We start from the raw sequence: 20180 nt of genomic DNA, 5'->3' as shown, positions 1-20180 counted from the left end.
CGGCCGGCAACCGCCCGCCATCACGCCTCCACCAGCATCCGGCCACGCATTTCCAGGTGCAGCGCGTGGCAGAAGAACGTGCAGTAGTACCAGTACACGCCGGGCTGGTTGGCGACGAAGGTCACCGACGAGGTTTCCTGCGGACTGATCTCCATGTTGATGCCGTAGTCGGTCAGGCAGAAACCGTGCGTGAGGTCTTCGACCTGGTCGATGTTGGTGACCACCACGGTCACCTCGTCGCCCTTCTTGACCTTGAACTCCGACAGGCCGTACTTCGGCGCGGAGCTGGTCATGTACACGAACACCTTCTTGCCGGCGCGCACCACCTTGCTGTCCTTTTCCAGCACCACGCCGTGCTTGCGCGCCTGCGCCACGGTCTCGGCGAAGAACGGATCCTTGCGGTCCCACTTGCGCTTGATCTTGTCGATGATCATGCGGCGCGGAAGGATGATCGCGTCGTGGGGTTCGGAGAACACCGGCGCATCGGCCACCAGCACCATCTTGTCGCCGGAGATGTCGATCAGCTGGTCGAGGTCGGGATGCAGCGGGCCGGTGGGCAGGAAACGGTCCTTCGAGAACTTGTTGAGCGACACCAGCCATTTGCCGTCGGCGTCGCGGGTTTCGCCGAGCGAGGTATGGCAGTGGCCGGGCTGGTAGGCCACGTCCAGTTTCTGCCGCAGGTAGTTGACCTTCTTGCCGGCGTACGCCGCGATCGCGTCGGCGATGTTCCACTTGGCCATCTGGCTGTCGATGAACAGCGTGGTGTACGCGTTGCCGCGGTTGTCGTAGGCGGTGTGCAGCGGCCCGAGGCCGAGCTGCGGCTCGGCCACCACCGCGCCGCGCGGGCCCTTCAGCCGGCCGGCGAAGTAGTCGTCCACCTTGCTCCACGCCATCAGCGTCACGGTGGGCGAGAGCTTGCCGTTGGCGGCGAAGTACTTGCCGTCCGGCGAGGCGTTCAGGCCGTGCGGGCTCTTCGGCACCGGGATGTACATGGTGAGCGGCGAGCCGTGACGGCCGTCGAGCACCGGCACCTTCGAGCTGCCGATGCGGGTGAACTTGCCGGCTTTCACCGCTGCCTCGATGCGGGCGAGGTTGAACACCACGACCCAGTCGCGCTCGCTGCGCATCATGCCGGCGAGGTCGACCGCGCCTTCGCTGTTGTAGCAGGTGGAGGCGGCGTACTTGCCGGCGTAGTCGCAATCGGTGTTGTCGAGGTTCCCGTCGACGATGACCTGCCAGGCCACCTCCATGGTGTCGCCATTGAGCGCGGTGAACATCGCCTGGTACTTGGCCGGGGCGTCCAGGTCGCGGCCGTCGTTCGGCGTCGGGATGCGGAACTCGGCATTCGCGAACACGTAGCCGGTGCGCGGCTCGCGCTGCACGCGCAGGCCGTGGATCGCCTGCACGTTGGGGATTTTGGTGATCTTGTCGGTACGCATCACGTCGAGGCGGATGCGCGCGACGCGGGTGCCGGCCTTGTCGTTGATGAACAGGTAGCGGCCGTCGTAATGGCCGTGGGTCTGGCTGCCGTGCGGATGGTGCGCGTCGCCACCGGCGGGGAAGCCCTTGCCGAGCACGCGCTTGCTCTCGTTGGTGATGCCCCAGCCGATGGCGAAATCGGGATTGAACACCGGGATGCGCATCAGCTCGCGCATCGACGGCACGCCGAGGATGCGCATCTCGCCGGACTGGCCGCCGCTCCAGAAGCCGTAGTACTCGTCGAGCTGGCCGGGCGCCACGTGGTCTTCCGGCATCTTGTCGTGGTCCGATGCCTGCGCCGTGCGTTCCAGCCCGAGGCCGCCGATCAGGCCGCCAGCGCCGACCAGCCCGGCCAGCGCGCTGCCGCGGATGAAGGTGCGGCGCGCCGGGTCGCCCGGAAGGTCCGCTGCGGCCGCCGGCGACGTGCGCCCGGTGGCGGGGGAAGTCGGGTTCGACGCGGCGTGCTCGTCGTGCTTGTGGTCGCTCATGGTGATGCTCCTCGCTCTCGGCAATGGCCGGCAAAGACTCGGGTGGTCAGGAAACTTCGGTGGGTTCGGGGCGGCCGGCCACGGCCACGACCGGCGGCGGCACCGGGCGGGCGGCGCGCTCGCGCTTCTTGCGGTGCTCCACCAGCGGCGGGCACTTGCGGTCGTTCCAGTAGGTGACCTGGCAATCCAGGCAGTAGTGGCACTCGTTGTAGTTGATCTCGCCGGTGGGGCGGATCGCCTGCACCTCGCACTCGTTGGCGCAGATCTGGCACGGGTGGCCGCACTCCTTGCGCCGCCGCAGCCACTCGAACAGGCGCAGCCGGCCGCCGACCGCGAGGCTCGCGCCGAGCGGGCACACGTAGCGGCAGTACACCTTGTTGGTGAAGGCGGAGGCGACGAGCCACGCGCCGGCGTAGGCGACGTAGCCCCAGGAGCGCGCAAAGTGCAGGCTCACCGCGGTCTTGAACGGCTCGACCTCGGCGTAGCGCTCGGCCAACCCCACCGACTGCAGCGACAGGCCGAACAGCACCATCAGCACCAGGTACTTGATCGCCCACAGCCGCTCGTGCACGAACGGCGGCACCTCGTACTGGCGCACCTTGAGCTTCTTCGCCGCCTTGTTGATCAACTCCTGCATCGCGCCGAACGGGCACAGCCAGCCGCAGAACACGCCGCGCCCGACCAGCAGCAGGCAGACCGCCACGAAGGTCCACAGCACGAACAGCAGCGGGTCCATCAGGAACACCGACCAGTGGAAGCCGTGGATCACCGCGCTGACGAAGGTGAGCACGTTGACGATGGAGAGTTGCGCCAGCCCGTACCAGCCGATGAACACGACCGTGTAGACCAGGAACCCCACGCGCAGGCGTTCCAGCAGCACCGGACGGCGCACGAACCAGTCCTGGAACGTGAGCAGCGTGAACAGGAACCCGAGCCCGGCCACCAGCACCGCCAGCTTGAAGCGGTTCGCGTACCACACCTTCACCCACATCGGCGCGTTGTCCGGCACCAGCTCGTGCCTGGCCTTGGGCATCGCGTAGTAGTCCGCCGGCAACTGGTAGCCGCCGGAGAACGTGCTGTAGACGCTCTTGAGCGGCCCGACCTGGCGGTTGACCAGAAGCTGCAGCGTCCACGGCGCGCCGGGGTTGAAGCCCTGGCCGTGGCGCAGGATGAAGACCCCGCGCTCGTCGAACGCCGGCGCATCGGCGGGTTTCGCGCGGTCCAGCGCGAGGTAGTCGGCGTCCTTGAACAGGTACAGCTTGCCGTCCTGCATCACGTGCACGCGGTCGAACACGCCGCCGCGCACGTAGCCCAGGCCCTTGAACGAGTAGATCCCGTTGGCCATCACCGCGATCGCTTCGTCGCCGGGCTGCAACTGCTTCAGCAGCTCCGCGTACCCGGCCTTGCCGAGCAGGTTCTCGCCGATGGTCGGCGCCATGAGGTCGGCGTAGTACAGGTCGATGAAGGTGTCCTGCCCGTGGCCCGGCACCGGCGCGGTGGGGTCGTCGTCCAGCCCGCTCTCCGGCTGCCCCTTGAACGCGGCGGCGACCGTGCCGCGGGTGAGGTGCAGGCGCCGGATCGCGCCGTTGCCGGTCAACTGCTGCCACGTCGCCGGGTGGAAGACATCGCGCCGGATCGTCGCCATCGGCAGCCTGCCGGCGCCGAGCGCAGCGCCCGCCACCAGATGGCGCGATGCCGCCACTTCCAGCGCCGCATTCATGATCGTCTCGTTGGTGACCATCGAGGTCACCGTCGCGCTGCTGATCGCGTCGATCTTGACGCTGCCCGGCGCGCTGCTGCCGCCCACCACGATCTTGTCGTCCACCCGGTGGCCGACGTAGCGCGCGACGAAGTCGTAGAGCTTCTGCACCGGGATGCCGACCAGGAGGATCGGCTCGTCCTGGTAGATGACCCTGGTGCCGACGATCCGGCCGGCGACGTCGATCGCCACCAGGATGTTGATCGGCTCGCCCGAGTACGCCGGGATCGGCGCCACCATCACCGACTCGAACACGTAGCCAATGACCTTGTCGCCGGCGTACACGCTGGCCGCCGCCGGCTTGCCCTCGATGTCGCCGAACCGCGTGGCCTGCGGAAAGTAGGTTTTCACCACCGGAAACTTCTGGTCCACCCCGGCCCATGCCGTGCCCGCCGCGAGGCCGAGCAGCAGGGCCGCGAACAGGCACCGCGCGAATCGGGCGAAACGCGTTTGTCCGCGGACCATCACGCCACCTCCGCGCTGCCGGCGACCTGCGGCAGCAGGGGCGAGCGCCACGCGCGCCGGTTGGCGCGGTCGAACACCAGCCACTGCGCGTTCCATCCGCGCATGGTCTCGCGCAGCCGCGGCAGCGGCATCGAGGCCGCGGCCACGCTCAGCGCATCGGCCGCGACCGAGGTCTCCGCCATCACGGTGACGCTGGCGTAGTGCAGCGGCGAGTACCCGGTGTGCGGATCGATCACGTGGAACAGGGTCTTGTCCGCGTCGTAGAAGATCCGGTAGTTGCCCGAGGTGCCGAGCGCCGCGTTGCGCAGCTCGACCACCGCCGCGATGCACCCGATGTCGGCCGGGTCGACGATGCCGACGCGCCAGCGGTGGGCGATGCGCCCGGAGGAGATCGCGCGCACGTCGCCGCCGGCGTCGATCAGGGCGTCGCCGATGCCGTACGCGCGCAGCGCGGCGATCCCCTGGTCGATCACGTAGCCCTTGGCCAGCCCGTCCAGCGTGATCGCCATGCCCGGCCGCGCGAAGCGCACGCCCTGCGCGTCGAGCATGATGCCGCGGTAGCCGACCAGGTGGTCGCGCTGGTGGATGCGTGCGCGCAGCGCCGCATCCAGGCCGGCCGGTTGCCGCAGCGATTCGAAATAGCGCAGCACCGGCAGCACGCTGATGTCGAAATCGCCGTCCGTCCGCGCCGAGACCGCCTGCGCCTGCTGCAGCACCTCGCGCAACATCGCCGGCGGCTGGTCCAGATGCCCGTCGCGGTTGAGGCGGGCCACCGGGCCGGCAGGGTCGAAGCGGGTGAGCACGCGGGTGGCGGCCGCCATCCGCGCATACGCCGCCTCGATCGCGGTGCCGCAGGCGGCCGCATCGGCGGCGAGGCAGCTCACCACCACCGAGGTCTGCATCAGGCTGCGCTCGCGGCGCACCTCGAACACGTCGCGGCCGCGCCGCGCCACCAGCCAGCCGCCACCGCCCAGCACCGCGACCGCCGCGGTGCCGGCCAGCGCCTTGAGTGCCCGGCGCCGTTCCGGCGACCACGGCCGGTCGGCTTTTTCGTCCGCCTGCATCATTCCGCCTCCGCGCAGCCCGTTCCGCACCCGCGACACTCAGCCCTTGGCCGCGTAGGCCACGCACCAGGCCTGCGGTGCGACCGCGCCGGCCACCACGTTGCAGGTGCCGTCCGCCTTGGGGTTCTTGCCGGGGATGTAGTGGATGCAGTTGGCGCAGGTCTCTTTGCCGTGCGGCGTTGGCTGATACATCATCGTGTCCTTGGACGCCTTCTCCTCCGCCCGCACCGCGCGCGGCGCGAACAGGCCGGTGGCGGCCACCGCGCCCAGCGCGGCCACCGTGGCGCCGGTCTTCAGCCACTTGCGGCGGCCGGCATCAAACGCATCGTTCTGGTTCATGGCTGATCCTCTGGTTGTCGAACCGCTGGAGCCGGGCCGCATCAGGCCGGCACTCCGGTTGCGGCGTCGGTGCCGACGCCGCTGGCGGAACGGGTTTGCCCGGGTGCGCCGACGGCTTCGCCGTCCGCGTTTTCGCGCACGCCGAGGCGCCGGTGCATGAGCGGGCTGGTGGTCGTGTACTGCAGCGGCACCCGCACGTCCGGCGCGAGGTGGCCGTGCACGGCGAAGGCGCACAACGCCGTTTCGTGGAATGCCGACAGGATCAATTTCTTCTTGCCGGCATAGCTGGCGATGTCGCCGATCGCGAACACGCCCGCGCGCGAGGTCTGGAACGTGGCGGGGTCGACCACGATCTGCTGGCGGTCGAGCGCGAGATCCCAGTCGGCGATCGGGCCCAGCGCCGGGTGCATGCCCCAGAACACCAGGAGCTCCTCGGCGTCGACGCGATTCACCAGGCCGCTGCGGCTGCGCACGCGCACGGTCGACAGGCGGCCGTCCGCGCCTTCCACGCCGACGATGTCGCCCTCGAGAAATTGCATGCGGCCCTGCGCGCACAGCGCCTGCATGCGCGCGACGCTGGCGGCGGCCGCGCGAAACGTGCCCGAGCGGTGAACCAGCACCAGGCTGCGCACGCGGTCGAGCAGGGCCAGCGCCCAGTCCAGCGCGCTGTCGCCGCCGCCGGCGACGATCACGTCCTTGCCGCGGAACGCGTCGGCGTCGGCCACCTTGTAATGCACCGAGCGCCCCTCCAGCGCATCGATGCCGGGCAGCACGAGCCGGCGCGGGGTGAAGGCGCCCAGGCCGCCGGCAATCACGATGGCGCCCGCATCGAATTCGGTGCCCGCATTCGTCCGTGCATGCCACCGGCGCTCTTCGCCGGGCGCGATGCGCGTAACGGTTTCCCCCAGGTGGAGCACCGGGGAAAACGGGCGGATCTGCGTCGTCAGCCGCTCCGCCAGTTCGCGCGCGGTGCAGACCGGCACCGCCGGGATGTCATAGATCGGCTTGTCCGGATACAGCTCGGTGCATTGCCCACCGATGACCGGCATGGCATCGACCAGATGCGCATGCAGGCCCAGCAGGCCCAGCTCGAACACCTGGAACAGGCCGGCAGGGCCCGCTCCGACAATGAGCACATCGCAACGCTGCATGACCGCCAACTCGGTGTTTGCCCGGATTGGTTGTCACGTTAGTTATCGGCTTTTTCCCGCAATTGACAATTCGCAACTGCGCGCCCGCCGGCGCGTCGCGCATGGCCATTCGGCCAGCGGCAAGTTGTCGCGGCGATGCCGCGTGCGGCTGCGGCACGCACCGCCGGGTGGCGGTCCTTTGCTATGACACCCGTTCGCCCGCTGGCGGCTCGCCGGTGCCCTTGGCGGATTTGAACCGGTAGGCGAGCTTGGCGCGGCTGATGCCGAGCAGCTTGGCCGCGCGGGTCAGGTTTCCGCCCGAGCGGTTCACCGCCATGGTGAGCCGGCTGTCCTCCAGCTCCTCCAGGCCGACGCCGGATTCCAGCGGTGCAGCGGCGGCGGGAAACGGGCTGCATGAGAACCTGCAGGCTGCGATTCAAGCATCGCTTCCCGGCGGCCGTCACTGGGGGACGCTTTCCCCCGGCGCGTGGGCGCACCAGTGCCGGTGCAGCGTGCGCACCTGTCCGACGAGCAGCAGCAGCCAGGCCAGCAGCCCGATACCGAAGACGACGTGCGGCAGAAGACCAAGGAAGCCCAGGTCCATCGCCTGCATCATGCGCAGCGTGCTGGCGGCGTACATGCCCAGCGGGAACACCGCGCCCCAGTACATCGGGTCGTAGGCAAACGGAAACCGGCGCACGCCGTGGCGCCAGATCGCCAGCACCACCAGCATCGGTATCCACCAGGTGCCGGTCGCCCAGTACAGCACCGTGAAGCCCTTGATGAAGGGCAGCATGGAGAGCAGATACGGCGCGTGCGGCGTGTTGATGATGAGCAGCGAGCCGGCGAGGGTGGAGATCGCCATCGCCCCCATGTTGATCCAGTAGGGCGGCGAGAGGTCGGCCGGCGAGAAGACGAAGAAGGTGTAGCGGTAGAAGATCAGCGACATCATCCAGATGTAGAGCATGCCGCCCCACAGCCACATCGACAGCGCGAAGAAGTTCAGCTCCAGGCGCATCGGCTGCGGCACCTCCGGCGCGATGAGCGCGGCCATCACGCTCATCGACTGGGTGGCCACCACGGCGAGCAGCCAGCCGCCGTTGATCCCCTTGTCCAGCGCCGGCTTGTCGGCTTTCACCGTGAGCACGGTGAACACGGTGTAGGTGGAAGCGATCCACCCGGCGAGGCCGAGGCCACCGAGCAGCATGGCGAGCCACAGGCTGTGGCCGATCAGCAGGCTCTGGCTACCGAGGATCGAACAGGCGGCGACGAAAGTGAAAAAGCCCGGTGCCTGCGCATGGTCGAACAGATCCGCCAGCACGCGCCGGGGATGCCACCAGACGCGCAGCAGCGCGAGCAGGCCGATGGCGACGAACAGCATCCAGTTCAGCACCAGCAGGGCACGCGGCAAGAATGGGACGGCCATCAGGTGCGCGGCCAGCGACAGGATGCCGGTGGCCATCACCATGCTGAAGTAACCCGGAGACATGGTCTCCAACGAGGCGCGCACGCGTTGCAGCAGGGCGGTCATGACAGGTCCTTGCGATCCGGTCGAGCCGGGACGTGAGTGATGAGCGTTGTGCTGTTGCCCGCGAACCGGCGTGGCCTGGCCGCGTCGTCACGGGAGCCCGGCCGGCCGGCGGCGAGGGGCGTGCCGGGCTTTCGGGCGACCCGGATTCCGGCGGGAGGAACGAGCATCGGGGTCGGGCGGTCCATGAGGTGCTCCGTCTTCGGTGGCGATGATCGCGAGCGGCCCGGTGGTCCCATTTGAGCTGCGACAAGTCGCTCATCGACAGCCGCTCCGGATTGACCGCAGAATCGCCGCACAAACTCCGAGATGCAGCATCTTCAGTCGCCAGCGACCTGGTGCCGTGTCCGTAGCCGGAAAGCTTGCATGCCGGCTGCCGGGTGGGTGTGGAAACGCACCCGCCTCCCGCCGATTGGAAAGGAGCACATGCATGACCCTGCTGGCCGATCGCCATGGTCGCCGGTTTCCGTACCTGCGGCTCTCGGTCACTCCCGCCTGCAACTTCCGTTGCAGCTACTGCCTGCCGCACGGCTACCGGGTCGAGGCGGGCACGGCCGGCCCGCTGTCCTTGGACGAGATCGCCCGCCTGCTGCGCGGCTTCGCCGGGCTGGGCATGCACAAGCTGCGCCTCACCGGCGGCGAACCCAGCGTGCGCCGCGACCTCGGCGACGTGCTGCGCGTCGCCACGGTTTCCGGCGTGACCAAGCTCGCGATGACCACCAACGGCACGCTGCTGTCGAAGCGCCTGCATGGGTGGATGGACGCCGGGTTGAACGCCATCAACGTCAGCGTGGACAGCCTCGACCGCGCGCTGTTTGCGCGTATCACCGGGCATGACCGGCTGGCGGACATCCTGCACGGCGTCGACATGGCGCTGGAAGCCGGCTTGCCCACCAAGCTCAATGCCGTGCTGCTGCGCGACGTCAACGACCGCCAGTTGCCGGCGTGGCTGGACTACCTGCGCGACCACGCCGTGGGCGTGCGTTTCATCGAGCTGATGCAGACCGGCGACAACCTCGATTTCTTCCGCCGGCACCATGTGCGCGCCGCCGCGCTGGAAGACCATCTGCGCGGGAGCGGCTGGCAGGCGTTGCCGCGTGCCCCCGATGCCGGCCCGGCACGCGAATACGCCCACCCCGGCTACGCCGGCCGCATCGGCATCATCGCCCCGTACTCCAGGGATTTCTGCGCCGGCTGCAATCGCCTGCGGGTCACCGCCACCGGTGACCTGCGGTTGTGCCTGTTCGGCGAGTTCGGCATCCCGCTGCGCCGGCACCTGCAGCGCGACGACCAGCTGGACGACCTGCTGCAGGCCATCGGCGGCCAGATCGGCCGCAAGGAGCAGGGCCACTTCCTGCACCAGGGCCGCACCGGCATCACGCCCCATCTCGCAGCCACCGGAGGCTGATCCATGAGCGGGCCCGACAGCGGCAAGATGGTGGCGCAGGGCATGGGAATCCTTGCCCACGCGCTGACGATGATGGCCGGGGAGCGCCACCCATGAGCGACGGGCTGCTCGATCCCGAAGCCGCGCTGCGACTGATCCTCGCCGCATGCGTGGCGCTGCCCGCCGAAGACGTGGCGCCCGACGCGGCGCTGGGCCGCGTGCTGGCGGAAGCGGTCATTGCGCCCGAGACCCTGCCGCCGTTCGACAACTCCGCGATGGATGGCTACGCGCTGGCCGGCGGCAGCGCGCCCTTGCCCGCCGGCAGCGAGTGGATGATCACGGGCGAGCAGGCCGCTGGCGACGGCATCGCGCAGGGCGGTGCCGGCGCCATCAGCATCATGACTGGCGCGCGCGTGCCCGATGGCCTCGACCGCGTGATTCCGCTGGAGCAGACCGAACGCCTGGATGCGCCGCCGCGCGTGCGACTGAAAGCCGCCGTGGCGGCGGGCGACAACCTGCGCCGCGCCGGTTCCGACGTGGCGCAGGGTGAGGCCGTACTCGCCGCCCGCACGCTGCTCGCCACGAATCACCTGATGCTGCTCGCCGCGCTGGGCGTGGCGCGCGTGCGCGTGGCCGCGCGGCCGCGCGTGGCCGTGCTGTGCACCGGGCGCGAGCTGGTGGATGCGGTGAACGTGGCGCTGACGCCGGGGCAGATCCGCAACTCCAACGGGCCCTATCTGGCCGCCGCCTTGCCGCGCGCCGGCGCCGCACTGGTGTACCGCGAGACGGTGGGCGATACGGTGGAGCCCTTTCTCGCGGCGCTGGCGCGGGCACGCGAAGCCGGCGCGCGCGTGCTGCTATCCACCGGCGCGGTGTCGATGGGCCAGTACGATTTCGTGCCGGAGGCGCTGGAACGCCTGGGTGCGCAGGTGATCTTCCACAAGCTGGCGATCCGTCCGGGCAAGCCGCTGTTGTTCGCGCGGCTGCCCGACGGTACGTTGTTCTTCGGCCTGCCGGGCAATCCCATGGCGGTTGCCGTGGGCCTGCGCTTCTTCGTCGAGCCGGCATTGCGGGCCATGCTCGGCCTGCCGCGCGAGATGCCCTGGCGCGTGCCGCTGGCCGCCGACTACGTCAAGAAATCGCGCCTGCGTTTTCATCTCAAGGCCCGGGTGGCGATGGATCCGCAGGGCCGGCTGGGCGCCTGGGTGCTGGATGGGCAGGAGTCCTACCGCATCCGCTCGCTGGCGGCAGCCAATGCCTGGGTGGTGATCCCGGCCGAGGTGAACGCCCTGTGCGCGGGCGACCTGGTGGATGTCTACGGGCCCGGTCATCTGGCCAGCCCGAACACGAGCGGGAGCACAGCATGAGTACACGCATCAACTTGTTCGGCGCGCTGCGCGAGGCCGACCCGCGCGGCTACGTGGAGCTGGAACTGCCCACCGGCAGCACCGTCGCGGGCTTGTCCGCGGCGCTGGTGGCGCATCTGGCCGTGCACGCCCCGGCGGTGTCCGCCAGCCTGGTGCGCCACTGTGTGTTTGCCACCGACACGGAAATCCTGCACGACCATCGCGAGGTACCCGCCGGCGTGACGCTGGCGGTGCTGCCGCCGGTGAGCGGAGGTTGAGATGGAAGGCCTGCACGTCGCCGTGGTGGAACGCGAACGAGCCGCGCTGGACGTGGCCGCCGCGCTGGATTTCGTGAGCGATCCGCACTTCGGCGGCATCGCCACCTTCATCGGCCGGGTGCGCGACCACAACGTGGGGCGCCGCGTCACGGGCATCAGCTACGACTTGTTCGTGCCGCTGGCGCTCAACCAGTTCCGCGCCATCGGCGAGCGCGCGCTCGCCGAGGTGGGCGCGCCGCTGAAACTGTGGATCGTGCACGCGAAGGGCCAGCTGGCCATCGGCGATCCGGCCGTGGTGGTGGCCGCCGGCACCCCGCACCGCGACGAGGCTTTCCGCGCCTGCCGTCTCGCCATCGAGGCGGTGAAGCATGAGGCGCCGATCTGGAAGCAGGAGCATTACGTGGACGGCGACAGCGCCTGGAGCGAAGGCTGTTCGCTGTGCGAGGAAGACCGCGCCCACACGCATGCCGCGCATGGTCACGCCCACTGAAAACCGGCCCTGCCTCGGCGTGCTGCTGGCCGGCGGCCAGTCCCGCCGCATGGGCCGCGACAAGGCACTGCTCGACTGGCAGGGCCAGCCGTTGATCGAACGCCAGCTCGCGGCCCTGCGCGCATCCGGCGTGGACGGCCTGCGGGTGAGCGGCGAACGCCCCATGCACGGCGGCACGGCCGATGCACAACCGCACTTTGGCCCGCTGGGCGGCCTCGCCAGCGTGGCGGCGACGCTGACCGGCGAGCCCGATCTCCTGGTGATGCCGGTGGACATGCCGCGCCTTTCCAGCGGTTTGTTGCGCCGACTGCGCTGCGAAAACCCGGCGGCGCGCAGCCTGCGCCTGGCTGGCCACGTGCTGCCGTGGCGGGTGCGGCTGGATGCGGCGTGCCGCCTCGCGCTGGCGACGCTGCTGACCAGCGACGAGCCGCGTCGGCGCTCGCTGCACGGCGTGCAGCACGCACTGTGCACCGCGGAGTTGGCGCTGACGCGGGACGAAGTGGCGCAACTGATCGACTGCAATACCCCCGAACGATGGAACGAGGCGAACCGATGAAAGTGCAACAGCAAGGGCAGGCGCTGCGCCTGCGCATCGACGAGGCGGAACTGGCGCGGCTGCTCGCCGGCGAGGTGGTGGAGAACGCCACCCGCTGGCCCGATGGCCGCGTGCAGACGCAGCGTGTGGGGTTAGCCGCTGCCACCACTTGGCAGCGCAGCGACGATGGCTGGTGCGTGCAACTGCCGGATGCCGAGGTGCGTGCGCTGGCATCGCGGCTGCCCAGCCGCGACGGGCTGAGCTTCGCGCTGCATGGCCTCGACCTGAGTTTCGATGTGGACGTGCGCGACAGCGCGCGCCGGATGCAGAAGGACAGGCACTGAGCCCCGCGCGGTTCGCATTGCGGCAAATCCGCGCAGGCGGTGCTCGCGTCGACGTCCGCGGCGGCGCGTCGCGGCGGTGGGTCAGGCCCGATGGCGGTGCGCGAGACGCCATGCGGCGGGCGTTGCGGGCCGATCCGGGGCGCCTTCGTCACCCCGACTTTACGCGGCGGCAGTGATGTTTGGCGCGGGCGGGCTCGGTGCGGAGCGTGGTATCGGGTCCACGGTATTTGACGATGGACAAATGAACGGCGCCATCGGCCAAGTAGGGTTTTCCCAGCTGCTTTCGCCCCATCGACAAGCCAGTAGAGACGAGCACGATGCGTGTCGCCTACCGAGTGTTGTTCGCCAGCACGTTTGCCTTCGTGGTCTGCTTCGCCGTGTGGATGATGTTCGGCGTGCTCGGCATCCCGATCCGTCAGGAGCTGGGCCTGAACGCCACCGAGTTCGGCCTGCTCACCGCCACCCCGGTGCTTTCCGGTGCCGCGCTGCGGTTGCCGCTGGGCATCTGGACCGACCGCTACGGCGGGCGCCTGGTGATGACGGTGCTGCTCCTGGCCTGCGCGCTGCCGGTGTGGCTGGTGGGTTACGCGCACGCGCTTTGGCAGTTCCTCGCCATCGGCCTTGCGCTGGGCGCCGTGGGTGCGTCCTTTGCGGTGGGCACGCCTTACGTGGCGCGCTTTTTCCCCGCCTCGCGGCGCGGTTTCGCGATGGGCGTGTTTGGCGCCGGCACCTCGGGCGCGGCGCTCAACCTGTTCGTGACGCCGGCGCTGGCGTCGCACTGGGGCTGGCGCGCGGTGCCGCCGATCTACGCGGTGGCGCTGCTGGTCACGACAGGCCTGTTCTGGCTGCTCTCCGCACCCGATCCGGTGGTGGGCAAGGGTGGCAAAGCGCCCGGGCTGGCGGCGCAGTTGCGCGTGCTGCGCGACCCGCGCGTGTGGAAGTATTGCCAGTACTACTCGCTGACCTTCGGCGGCTTCACCGCGCTGTCGTTGTGGATGCCGCAGTACTTCATCGGCGAATACGGCGTGGCGATCGGCGTGGCGGCGGCCCTCGCGGCGAGCTTCTCGCTGCCGGCCGGTGCGCTGCGTGCGCTGGGCGGTGCGCTGTCGGACAAGTTCGGTGCGCATGCCACCACGTGGTGGGTGTTGTGGGTGGCGTGGATCGCGCTGTTCCTGCTCTCCTACCCGCAGACCCAGTTGACGGTGCACACGATCCGCGGCCCGGCGGCCTTCCACATCGGCCTGTCGCTGTGGTTCTTCGTGCCGCTGCTGTTCGTGCTGGGCGTGGTGCTGGCCTTCGGCATGGCTTCCACCTTCAAATACCTGGGTGACGATTTTCCCGACCACCTCGGCGTCGTCACCGGCATCGTCGGCCTCGCCGGCGGCATGGGCGGTTTCCTGTTGCCGATCCTGTGGGGCGCGCTGCTCGACCTGCTCGGCATCCGCTCCAGCGCCTTCATGCTGCTGTACGGCATCGTCTGGGTATCGCTCATCCTGATCTATTTCACCGAAGCGCGCCGCGTGGATTTCCACGGCATCGAGGCCGCGCGCTGACCTGCAGTCGCCTTTCCCACCAAGCCACCCACGCGGGAGTTGCACCATGGGCCACTTTCTGGAACGTCTCCGCTACTTCCAACGTCCCCGGCAGCCGTTTTCGGACGGCTGGGGCGAGGTGCGCACCGAAGCGCGGCAGTGGGAGGACGGCTACCGCAACCGCTGGTCGCACGACAAGGTGGTGCGCTCCACCCACGGCGTGAACTGCACCGGCTCGTGCAGTTGGAAGATCCACGTCAAGCAAGGCGTGGTCACCTGGGAAACCCAGCAGACCGACTACCCGCGCACGCGCCCGGGCATGCCCAACCACGAGCCGCGCGGCTGTTCGCGCGGTGCGTCGTACTCCTGGTACCTGTACAGCGCGAACCGGCTGAAGTACCCGATGATCCGCGGCCGCCTGCTCAAGCACTGGCGCAAGCTGCGCGAGACGCTGGCGCCGGTGGAAGCCTGGGCGGCGCTGATGGCCGAGCCGGGCATGAAGGACTACAAGGCGTCGCGCGGCCTCGGCGGCTTCGTGCGCGTGAAATGGAACGAGGCGCTGGACATGGTGGCCGCGGCCAACGTGCACACGGTGAAGGTGCACGGCCCGGACCGCGTCACCGGCTTCTCGCCGATCCCGGCGATGTCGATGGTGTCCTACGCCTCCGGGGCGCGCTACCTCAGCCTGATCGGCGGCACCCTGCTGTCGTTCTACGACTGGTACTGCGACCTGCCGCCCTCCAGCCCGCAGACCTGGGGCGAGCAGACCGACGTGCCCGAATCGGCCGACTGGTACAACTCCGGCTACCTCATCGCGTGGGGCTCGAACGTGCCGCAGACGCGCACGCCCGACGCGCACTTCTTCGTCGAGGCGCGCTACAACGGCACCCAGGTGGTGGCGGTGACGCCGGACTACTCCGAGGTCGCCAAACTCTCCGACCTGTGGTTGCACCCCAAGCAGGGCACCGATGCCGCGCTCGCCATGGCGATGGGCCACGTGATCCTGAAGGAGTTCTTCCTCGATCGCCAAGCCGCGTACTTCCAGGACTACTGCCGCAAGTACACCGACCTGCCGCTCTTGGTCACGCTGCGCAGGGACGGCGCGCGCTGGGTGCCCGACCGCTACCTGCGCGCCAGCGATTTCGACGGCGCGCTGGGCAGCCCCGACCATGCCGAGTGGAAGACCGTGGGCTTCGACACCGACGGTACGCCGGTGGTGCCGCAGGGCTCCATCGGCTTCCGTTGGCCGGGTAAGGCGGACAGCCCCGACCACGGCAAGTGGAACCTGGAACAGAAGACCCCCGATGGCCGCGAGATCACGCTGGCGCTGACCCAGCTCGACCGCCGCGACGAGGTCTGCGCGGTGGCCTTCCCGTACTTCGGCGGCACCGAGCATCCCAACTTTCCGCACAACACGCAGGCGGGCGGCGACGTGCTGCTGCGCCACGTGCCCGCGCGCAAGCTGGCCACCAGGGACGGCGAGGTGATGGTGGCCACCGCCTTTGACCTGCTGTGCGCGCATTACGGCCTGGATCGCGGCCTCGGCGGCGAGGTGGCGACCAGCTACGAGGACGACATCGCCTACACCCCGGCCTGGCAGGAGTCCATCACCGGCGTGCCGGCCAGGCACGCGATCGCGGTGGCGCGCGGTTTTGCCGACAACGCGGAAAAGACCCGGGGCCGCTCGATGGTCATCATCGGCGCGGGCATGAACCATTGGTACCACCAGGACATGAACTACCGCAGCATCATCAATTTCCTGATGCTGTGCGGCACGGTGGGTGTCTCCGGTGGCGGCTGGTCGCACTACGTGGGCCAGGAGAAACTGCGCCCGCAGACCGGCTGGACCGCGCTGGCCTTCGCGCTGGACTGGGTGCGCCCGCCGCGCCAGATGGCCGGCACCACGTTCTTCTACGTGCACTCCGACCAGTGGCGCTACGAGAAGGTGGAGGTGGGCGAGCTGCTCTCGCCGCTGGCCGACCCCACGCGTCACGGCCGCAGCCTGATCGACTGCAACGTGCGCGCGCAGCGCATGGGCTGGACGCCGTCCGCACCGCAGCTCAACCGCAATCCGCTGCAGGTGGCACGCGATGCCGCCGCCGCCGGCCTGAGCGCACAGGACTACGTGGTGCAGTCGCTCAAGGACGGCTCGCTGCAGATGGCCAGCGAAGATCCGGACAACCCGGTCAACTTCCCGCGCAACCTGTTCATCTGGCGCTCCAACCTGTTCGGCTCCTCCGGCAAGGGCCACGAGTATTTCCTCAAGCACTTCCTCGGCACCCGCTGCGGCATCCAGGGCAAGGATCTGGGCGAGGAGGGCGCGGCCAAGCCCGAGGAAGTGGTGTGGCGCGAACCCGCGCCCGAGGGCAAGCTCGACCTGGTGGTGACGCTGGACTTCCGCATGTCCACCTCCTGCCTGTACTCGGACGTGGTGCTGCCCACCGCCTCCTGGTACGAGAAGAACGACCTCAACACCTCCGACATGCACCCCTTCATCCACCCGCTGTCGGCCGCGGTGGACCCGGTGTTCGAGTCCAGGAGCGACTGGGAGATCTTCAAGGCCGTGGCCAAGCGCTTCTCCGAGCTGTCGGTGGGCAAGCTCGGCGTGGAACCGGACGTGGTGCTCACGCCGATCATGCACGACACCCCGGCCGAGCTGGCGCAACCCTTCGGTGCGCAGGACTGGAAAAAGGGTGAGTGCGGGCTGGTGCCCGGCGTCTCCGCCTCCAACATCACGGTGGTGGAGCGCGACTACCCGGCGACCTGGGCGCGCTACACCGCGCTCGGCCCTTTGCTGGACAAGCTCGGCAACGGCGGCAAGGGCATCGGCTGGAACACCGAGCACGAAGTGGCCGGCCTGGCCGCGCTCAACTACACGGTGGAGGACGGCCCGGCCAAGGGCCGCCCGCGCATCATGAGCGACATCGATGCGGCCGAAACCGTGCTCTACCTTGCGCCCGAAACCAACGGCGAGGTGGCGGTGAAGGCCTGGACCGCGCTGTCGAAGATCACCGGCCGCGACCACACCCACCTGGCTCGACCGCGCGAGGACGAGAAGATCCGCTTCCGCGACATCCAGGCGCAGCCGCGCAAGATCATCTCCTCGCCCACCTGGAGCGGCATCGAAAGCGAGCACGTCAGCTACAACGCCGGCTGGACCAACGTCAACGAGCTGATCCCCTGGCGCACCCTCTCCGGCCGCCAGCAGTTCTACCAGGACCACGAATGGATGCGCGACTACGGCGAAGCGCTGGCGCTGTACCGCCCGCCGATCGACACCCGCACGGTGGCGCCGATGGCCGGCAAGAAGGGCAACGGCCACCCCGAGGTGGTGCTGAACTTCATCACCCCGCACCAGAAATGGGGCATCCACAGCACCTACACCGACAACCTCCTGATGCTCACGCTCTCGCGCGGCGGGCCGATCGTCTGGATCTCGGAAACCGATGCGAAGTCGGTGGGCATCGTCGACAACGACTGGATCGAGGTCTACAACGCCAACGGCGCGCTCACCGCCCGCGCGGTGGTCAGCCAGCGCGTCAACTCGGGCATGTGCCTGATGTACCACGCGCAGGAGAAGATCGTGAACGTGCCGGGGTCTGAGATCACCGGCATGCGCGGCGGCATCCACAATTCCGTCACCCGCACCGTGCTCAAGCCCACCCACATGGTCGGCGGCTACGCGCAGCTGTCCTGGGGCTTCAACTACTACGGCACCGTGGGCGCCAACCGCGACGAGTTCGTGATCGTGCGCAAGATGGCCAAGGTGGACTGGATGGATCGCGTGCAGCACAAGGCGCGCGAAGACGAACTCAACACCAAGCTGGCCTGAGGAATCGACGATGAAAGTTCGCGCACAGATCGCGATGGTGCTGAACCTGGACAAGTGCATCGGCTGCCACACCTGTTCGGTCACCTGCAAGAACGTCTGGACCTCGCGCAAGGGCATGGAGTACGCGTGGTTCAACAACGTCGAGACCAAGCCCGGCATCGGCTACCCCAAGGACTGGGAAAACCAGGAGCGCTGGAACGGCGGTTGGGTGCGCAAGCCCAACGGCAAGCTGGTGCCCAAGCAGGGCGGCCGTTTCGCCGTGCTGGCCAAGCTGTTCGCCAACCCGGCGATGCCGCAGATCGACGACTACTACGAGCCTTTCACCTTCGACTACGAGAACCTGCAGACCGCGCCGGAGCTGCCCACCGCGCCGGTGGCGCGGCCGATCTCGCTGATCACCGGCCGCACCATGGAGAAGGTGGAGTGGGGCCCGAACTGGGAGGAAATCCTCGGCGGCGAATTCGCCAAGCGCAGCGCCGACTACAACTTCGAGGCCGTGCAGAAGGACATCTACGGCCAGTTCGAAAACACCTTCATGATGTACCTGCCGCGCCTGTGCGAGCACTGCCTGAACCCCACCTGCGTGGCCTCGTGCCCGTCCGGCTCGATCTACAAGCGCGAGGAGGACGGCATCGTCCTGATCGACCAGGACAAGTGCCGCGGCTGGCGCATGTGCGTCTCCGGCTGCCCGTACAAGAAGATCTACTACAACTGGGTGAGCGGCAAGGCGGAGAAGTGCACCTTCTGCTACCCGCGCATCGAGGCCGGCCTGCCCACCGTGTGCTCGGAAACCTGCGTGGGCCGCATCCGCTACCTCGGCGTGATCCTGTACGACGCCGACCGCATCAGCGCGGCCGCCGCCACGCCGAGCCCGCAGGATCTCTACCAGGCCCAGCTCGACGTCTTCCTCGACCCGAACGATCCGGAGGTGCAGCGCCAGGCATTGGCCGACGGCATCCCGGCGGCGTGGCTGGAATCGGCGAAGCACTCGCCCACCTACAAGATGGCGGTGGAGTGGAAGATCGCCTTCCCGCTGCATCCGGAGTACCGCACCCTGCCCATGGTCTGGTACGTGCCGCCGCTGTCGCCGATCCAGTCGCATGCCAACTCCGGCCAGGTCGGCGCCACCGAGCATGGCCTGCCCGACGTGGACTCGCTGCGCATCCCGGTGCGCTACCTCGCCAACTTGCTCACCGGCGGCAACGAGGCACCGGTCACCGACGCGCTCAAGCGCCTGCTGGCGATGCGCGCGTGGTTCCGCGCCAAACAGCTTGGCATGCCGCAGGACAAGGCCATGCTCGATTCGGTGGGCCTCACCCCCGCCACTGCCGAGGCCATGCACCGCTACCTCGCCATCGCCAACTATGAAGACCGCTTCGTGATCCCCACCGCGCACCGCGAGGAGGCCGACAACGCCTACCAGATCCGCGGCGGTTGCGGCTTCACCTTCGGCAACGGCTGCGACGGCATCGACGCCAAGGCCGGCCTGTTCGGCGGCAAGATGGGCCGGCGCAAGGTCATTCCCATCCGCATGATCGACGACGACAACTGATGGCTACCGAACACTCCCTCACCCTGCGCGCCCTGGCGGCCCTGCTCGCCTACCCCGACGAGGAGCAGCGCGCGGCGCTGCCCGAGATCGGCGCCGCCCTGCAACACGCCAGGGGCGTGGACGGCGAACGCCGCGCGCAGCTCCTGGCCCTGGTCGACGAACTGGGGCATGGCGAATTGCTCGACGCCGAAGCACGCTACGTGGAGCTGTTCGATCGCGGCCGAACCACCTCGCTCAACCTGTTCGAGCACGTGCACGGCGACGGCCGCGAGCGCGGCTCGGCGATGTTGGAGCTGCGCGAACGCTACGCGAAGATCGGGCTGGAACAGAGCAACCACGAACTGCCCGACCACCTGCCGGTACTGCTGGAGTACCTGAGCTGCTGCGAGCCGGACGAAACGCCGGCGCTGCTTGGCGAGTGCGCCCTGGTGCTGCGCAAGCTGGGCAATACCCTGGCCAAGCGCGGCAGCCGTTACGCCGCCGTACCCGCCGCCTTGCTCGATCTGGCCGGCGAGGAGGGGCTCGACCCCCTCGCCCCGGTGCCGCCGCCCGAAGACCTGGACCAGAGCTGGGAAGAGCGCCCGGCTTTTGAAGCCCCCACTGCCACCGCCCATCGATGACTGCCCCCGCGC

General features: G+C 68.9%; 17 protein-coding genes and 1 riboswitch. Of the genes, 10 read left to right on the top strand and 7 right to left on the bottom strand.

The features are described 5' to 3' along the window. Positions 1-20: 20 nt before the first annotated feature. The 7 genes from nosZ to AC3WP6_RS01070 form a co-directional block, all read right to left on the bottom strand. Positions 21-1967 carry a TAT-dependent nitrous-oxide reductase gene (nosZ, locus tag AC3WP6_RS01100; RefSeq protein ID WP_492625952.1) on the bottom strand — a complete coding sequence of 649 codons (1947 nt, stop codon included), beginning with the start codon at positions 1965-1967 and terminating at the stop codon, positions 21-23. Positions 1968-2013: 46 nt separating this feature from the next. Beyond that, positions 2014-4191: a 4Fe-4S binding protein gene (locus AC3WP6_RS01095; RefSeq protein ID WP_492625951.1), complete on the bottom strand. Its 2178-nt coding sequence runs from the start codon at positions 4189-4191 to the stop codon at positions 2014-2016. After that, entirely contained in the window at positions 4191-5258 is a 1068-nt protein-coding gene (locus AC3WP6_RS01090) for an FAD:protein FMN transferase (RefSeq protein WP_492625950.1), read from the bottom strand. The genes AC3WP6_RS01095 and AC3WP6_RS01090 overlap by 1 nt, the downstream gene beginning before the upstream one ends. Before the next feature lie 36 nt (positions 5259-5294). Beyond that, positions 5295-5594 (bottom strand): high-potential iron-sulfur protein, encoded by a 300-nt coding sequence (locus AC3WP6_RS01085; RefSeq protein ID WP_492625949.1) that lies wholly within the window; start codon positions 5592-5594, stop codon positions 5295-5297. Between the two features lie 41 nt (positions 5595-5635). Further along, positions 5636-6745, bottom strand: coding sequence for an NAD(P)/FAD-dependent oxidoreductase (locus AC3WP6_RS01080; RefSeq protein WP_492625948.1), 1110 nt, complete (start codon positions 6743-6745; stop codon positions 5636-5638). A gap of 181 nt (positions 6746-6926) precedes the next feature. Continuing rightward, positions 6927-7082, bottom strand: coding sequence for a helix-turn-helix domain-containing protein (locus AC3WP6_RS01075; protein ID WP_492628617.1), 156 nt, complete (start codon positions 7080-7082; stop codon positions 6927-6929). Positions 7083-7184: 102 nt separating this feature from the next. Then, entirely contained in the window at positions 7185-8255 is a 1071-nt protein-coding gene (locus tag AC3WP6_RS01070) for a tellurite resistance/C4-dicarboxylate transporter family protein (RefSeq protein ID WP_492625947.1), read from the bottom strand. Positions 8256-8542: 287 nt separating this feature from the next. Then, a riboswitch (molybdenum cofactor riboswitch) is annotated at positions 8543-8691 on the top strand. Here AC3WP6_RS01070 and moaA point away from each other — a divergent pair. From moaA to narJ, 10 genes are all read left to right on the top strand, one after another. Further along, positions 8683-9660, top strand: coding sequence for a GTP 3',8-cyclase MoaA (gene moaA / locus AC3WP6_RS01065; protein WP_492625946.1), 978 nt, complete (start codon positions 8683-8685; stop codon positions 9658-9660). Its footprint overlaps the riboswitch before it by 9 nt. 104 nt (positions 9661-9764) lie before the next feature. Beyond that, positions 9765-11006, top strand: coding sequence for a molybdopterin molybdotransferase MoeA (locus AC3WP6_RS01060; RefSeq protein WP_492628616.1), 1242 nt, complete (start codon positions 9765-9767; stop codon positions 11004-11006). Next, positions 11003-11263 (top strand): MoaD/ThiS family protein, encoded by a 261-nt coding sequence (locus AC3WP6_RS01055; RefSeq protein ID WP_492625945.1) that lies wholly within the window; start codon positions 11003-11005, stop codon positions 11261-11263. Before AC3WP6_RS01060 ends, AC3WP6_RS01055 begins: the two co-directional genes overlap by 4 nt. 1 nt (position 11264) lies before the next feature. Further along, positions 11265-11753, top strand: coding sequence for a molybdenum cofactor biosynthesis protein MoaE (locus tag AC3WP6_RS01050; RefSeq protein ID WP_492625944.1), 489 nt, complete (start codon positions 11265-11267; stop codon positions 11751-11753). Then, positions 11737-12309: a molybdenum cofactor guanylyltransferase gene (locus AC3WP6_RS01045; RefSeq protein ID WP_492625943.1), complete on the top strand. Its 573-nt coding sequence runs from the start codon at positions 11737-11739 to the stop codon at positions 12307-12309. The genes AC3WP6_RS01050 and AC3WP6_RS01045 overlap by 17 nt, the downstream gene beginning before the upstream one ends. After that, complete coding sequence (locus tag AC3WP6_RS01040) at positions 12306-12632, top strand: hypothetical protein (RefSeq protein WP_492625942.1); 327 nt, start codon at positions 12306-12308, stop codon at positions 12630-12632. The genes AC3WP6_RS01045 and AC3WP6_RS01040 overlap by 4 nt, the downstream gene beginning before the upstream one ends. A 317-nt stretch (positions 12633-12949) precedes the next feature. Further along, the gene (locus AC3WP6_RS01035; protein WP_492625941.1) at positions 12950-14185 is read left to right on the top strand and encodes an MFS transporter; all 1236 of its coding nucleotides are present in this window, start codon (positions 12950-12952) and stop codon (positions 14183-14185) included. 46 nt (positions 14186-14231) lie between these two features. Next, on the top strand, positions 14232-17996 hold the full coding sequence (locus tag AC3WP6_RS01030) for a nitrate reductase subunit alpha (RefSeq protein WP_492625940.1): 3765 nt from the start codon (positions 14232-14234) through the stop codon (positions 17994-17996). Positions 17997-18006: 10 nt separating this feature from the next. Continuing rightward, positions 18007-19548 carry a nitrate reductase subunit beta gene (narH, locus tag AC3WP6_RS01025; protein WP_492625939.1) on the top strand — a complete coding sequence of 514 codons (1542 nt, stop codon included), beginning with the start codon at positions 18007-18009 and terminating at the stop codon, positions 19546-19548. Then, on the top strand, positions 19548-20168 hold the full coding sequence (narJ, locus tag AC3WP6_RS01020) for a nitrate reductase molybdenum cofactor assembly chaperone (protein ID WP_492625938.1): 621 nt from the start codon (positions 19548-19550) through the stop codon (positions 20166-20168). The genes narH and narJ overlap by 1 nt, the downstream gene beginning before the upstream one ends. Positions 20169-20180: the final 12 nt, after the last annotated feature.

The sequence above is a fragment of the Rhodanobacter sp. FW106-HT46G03 genome (assembly GCF_058789895.1).
Note: the sequence above shows the minus strand (reverse complement) of the source record. Positions and strands in the feature narration are given on the sequence as shown.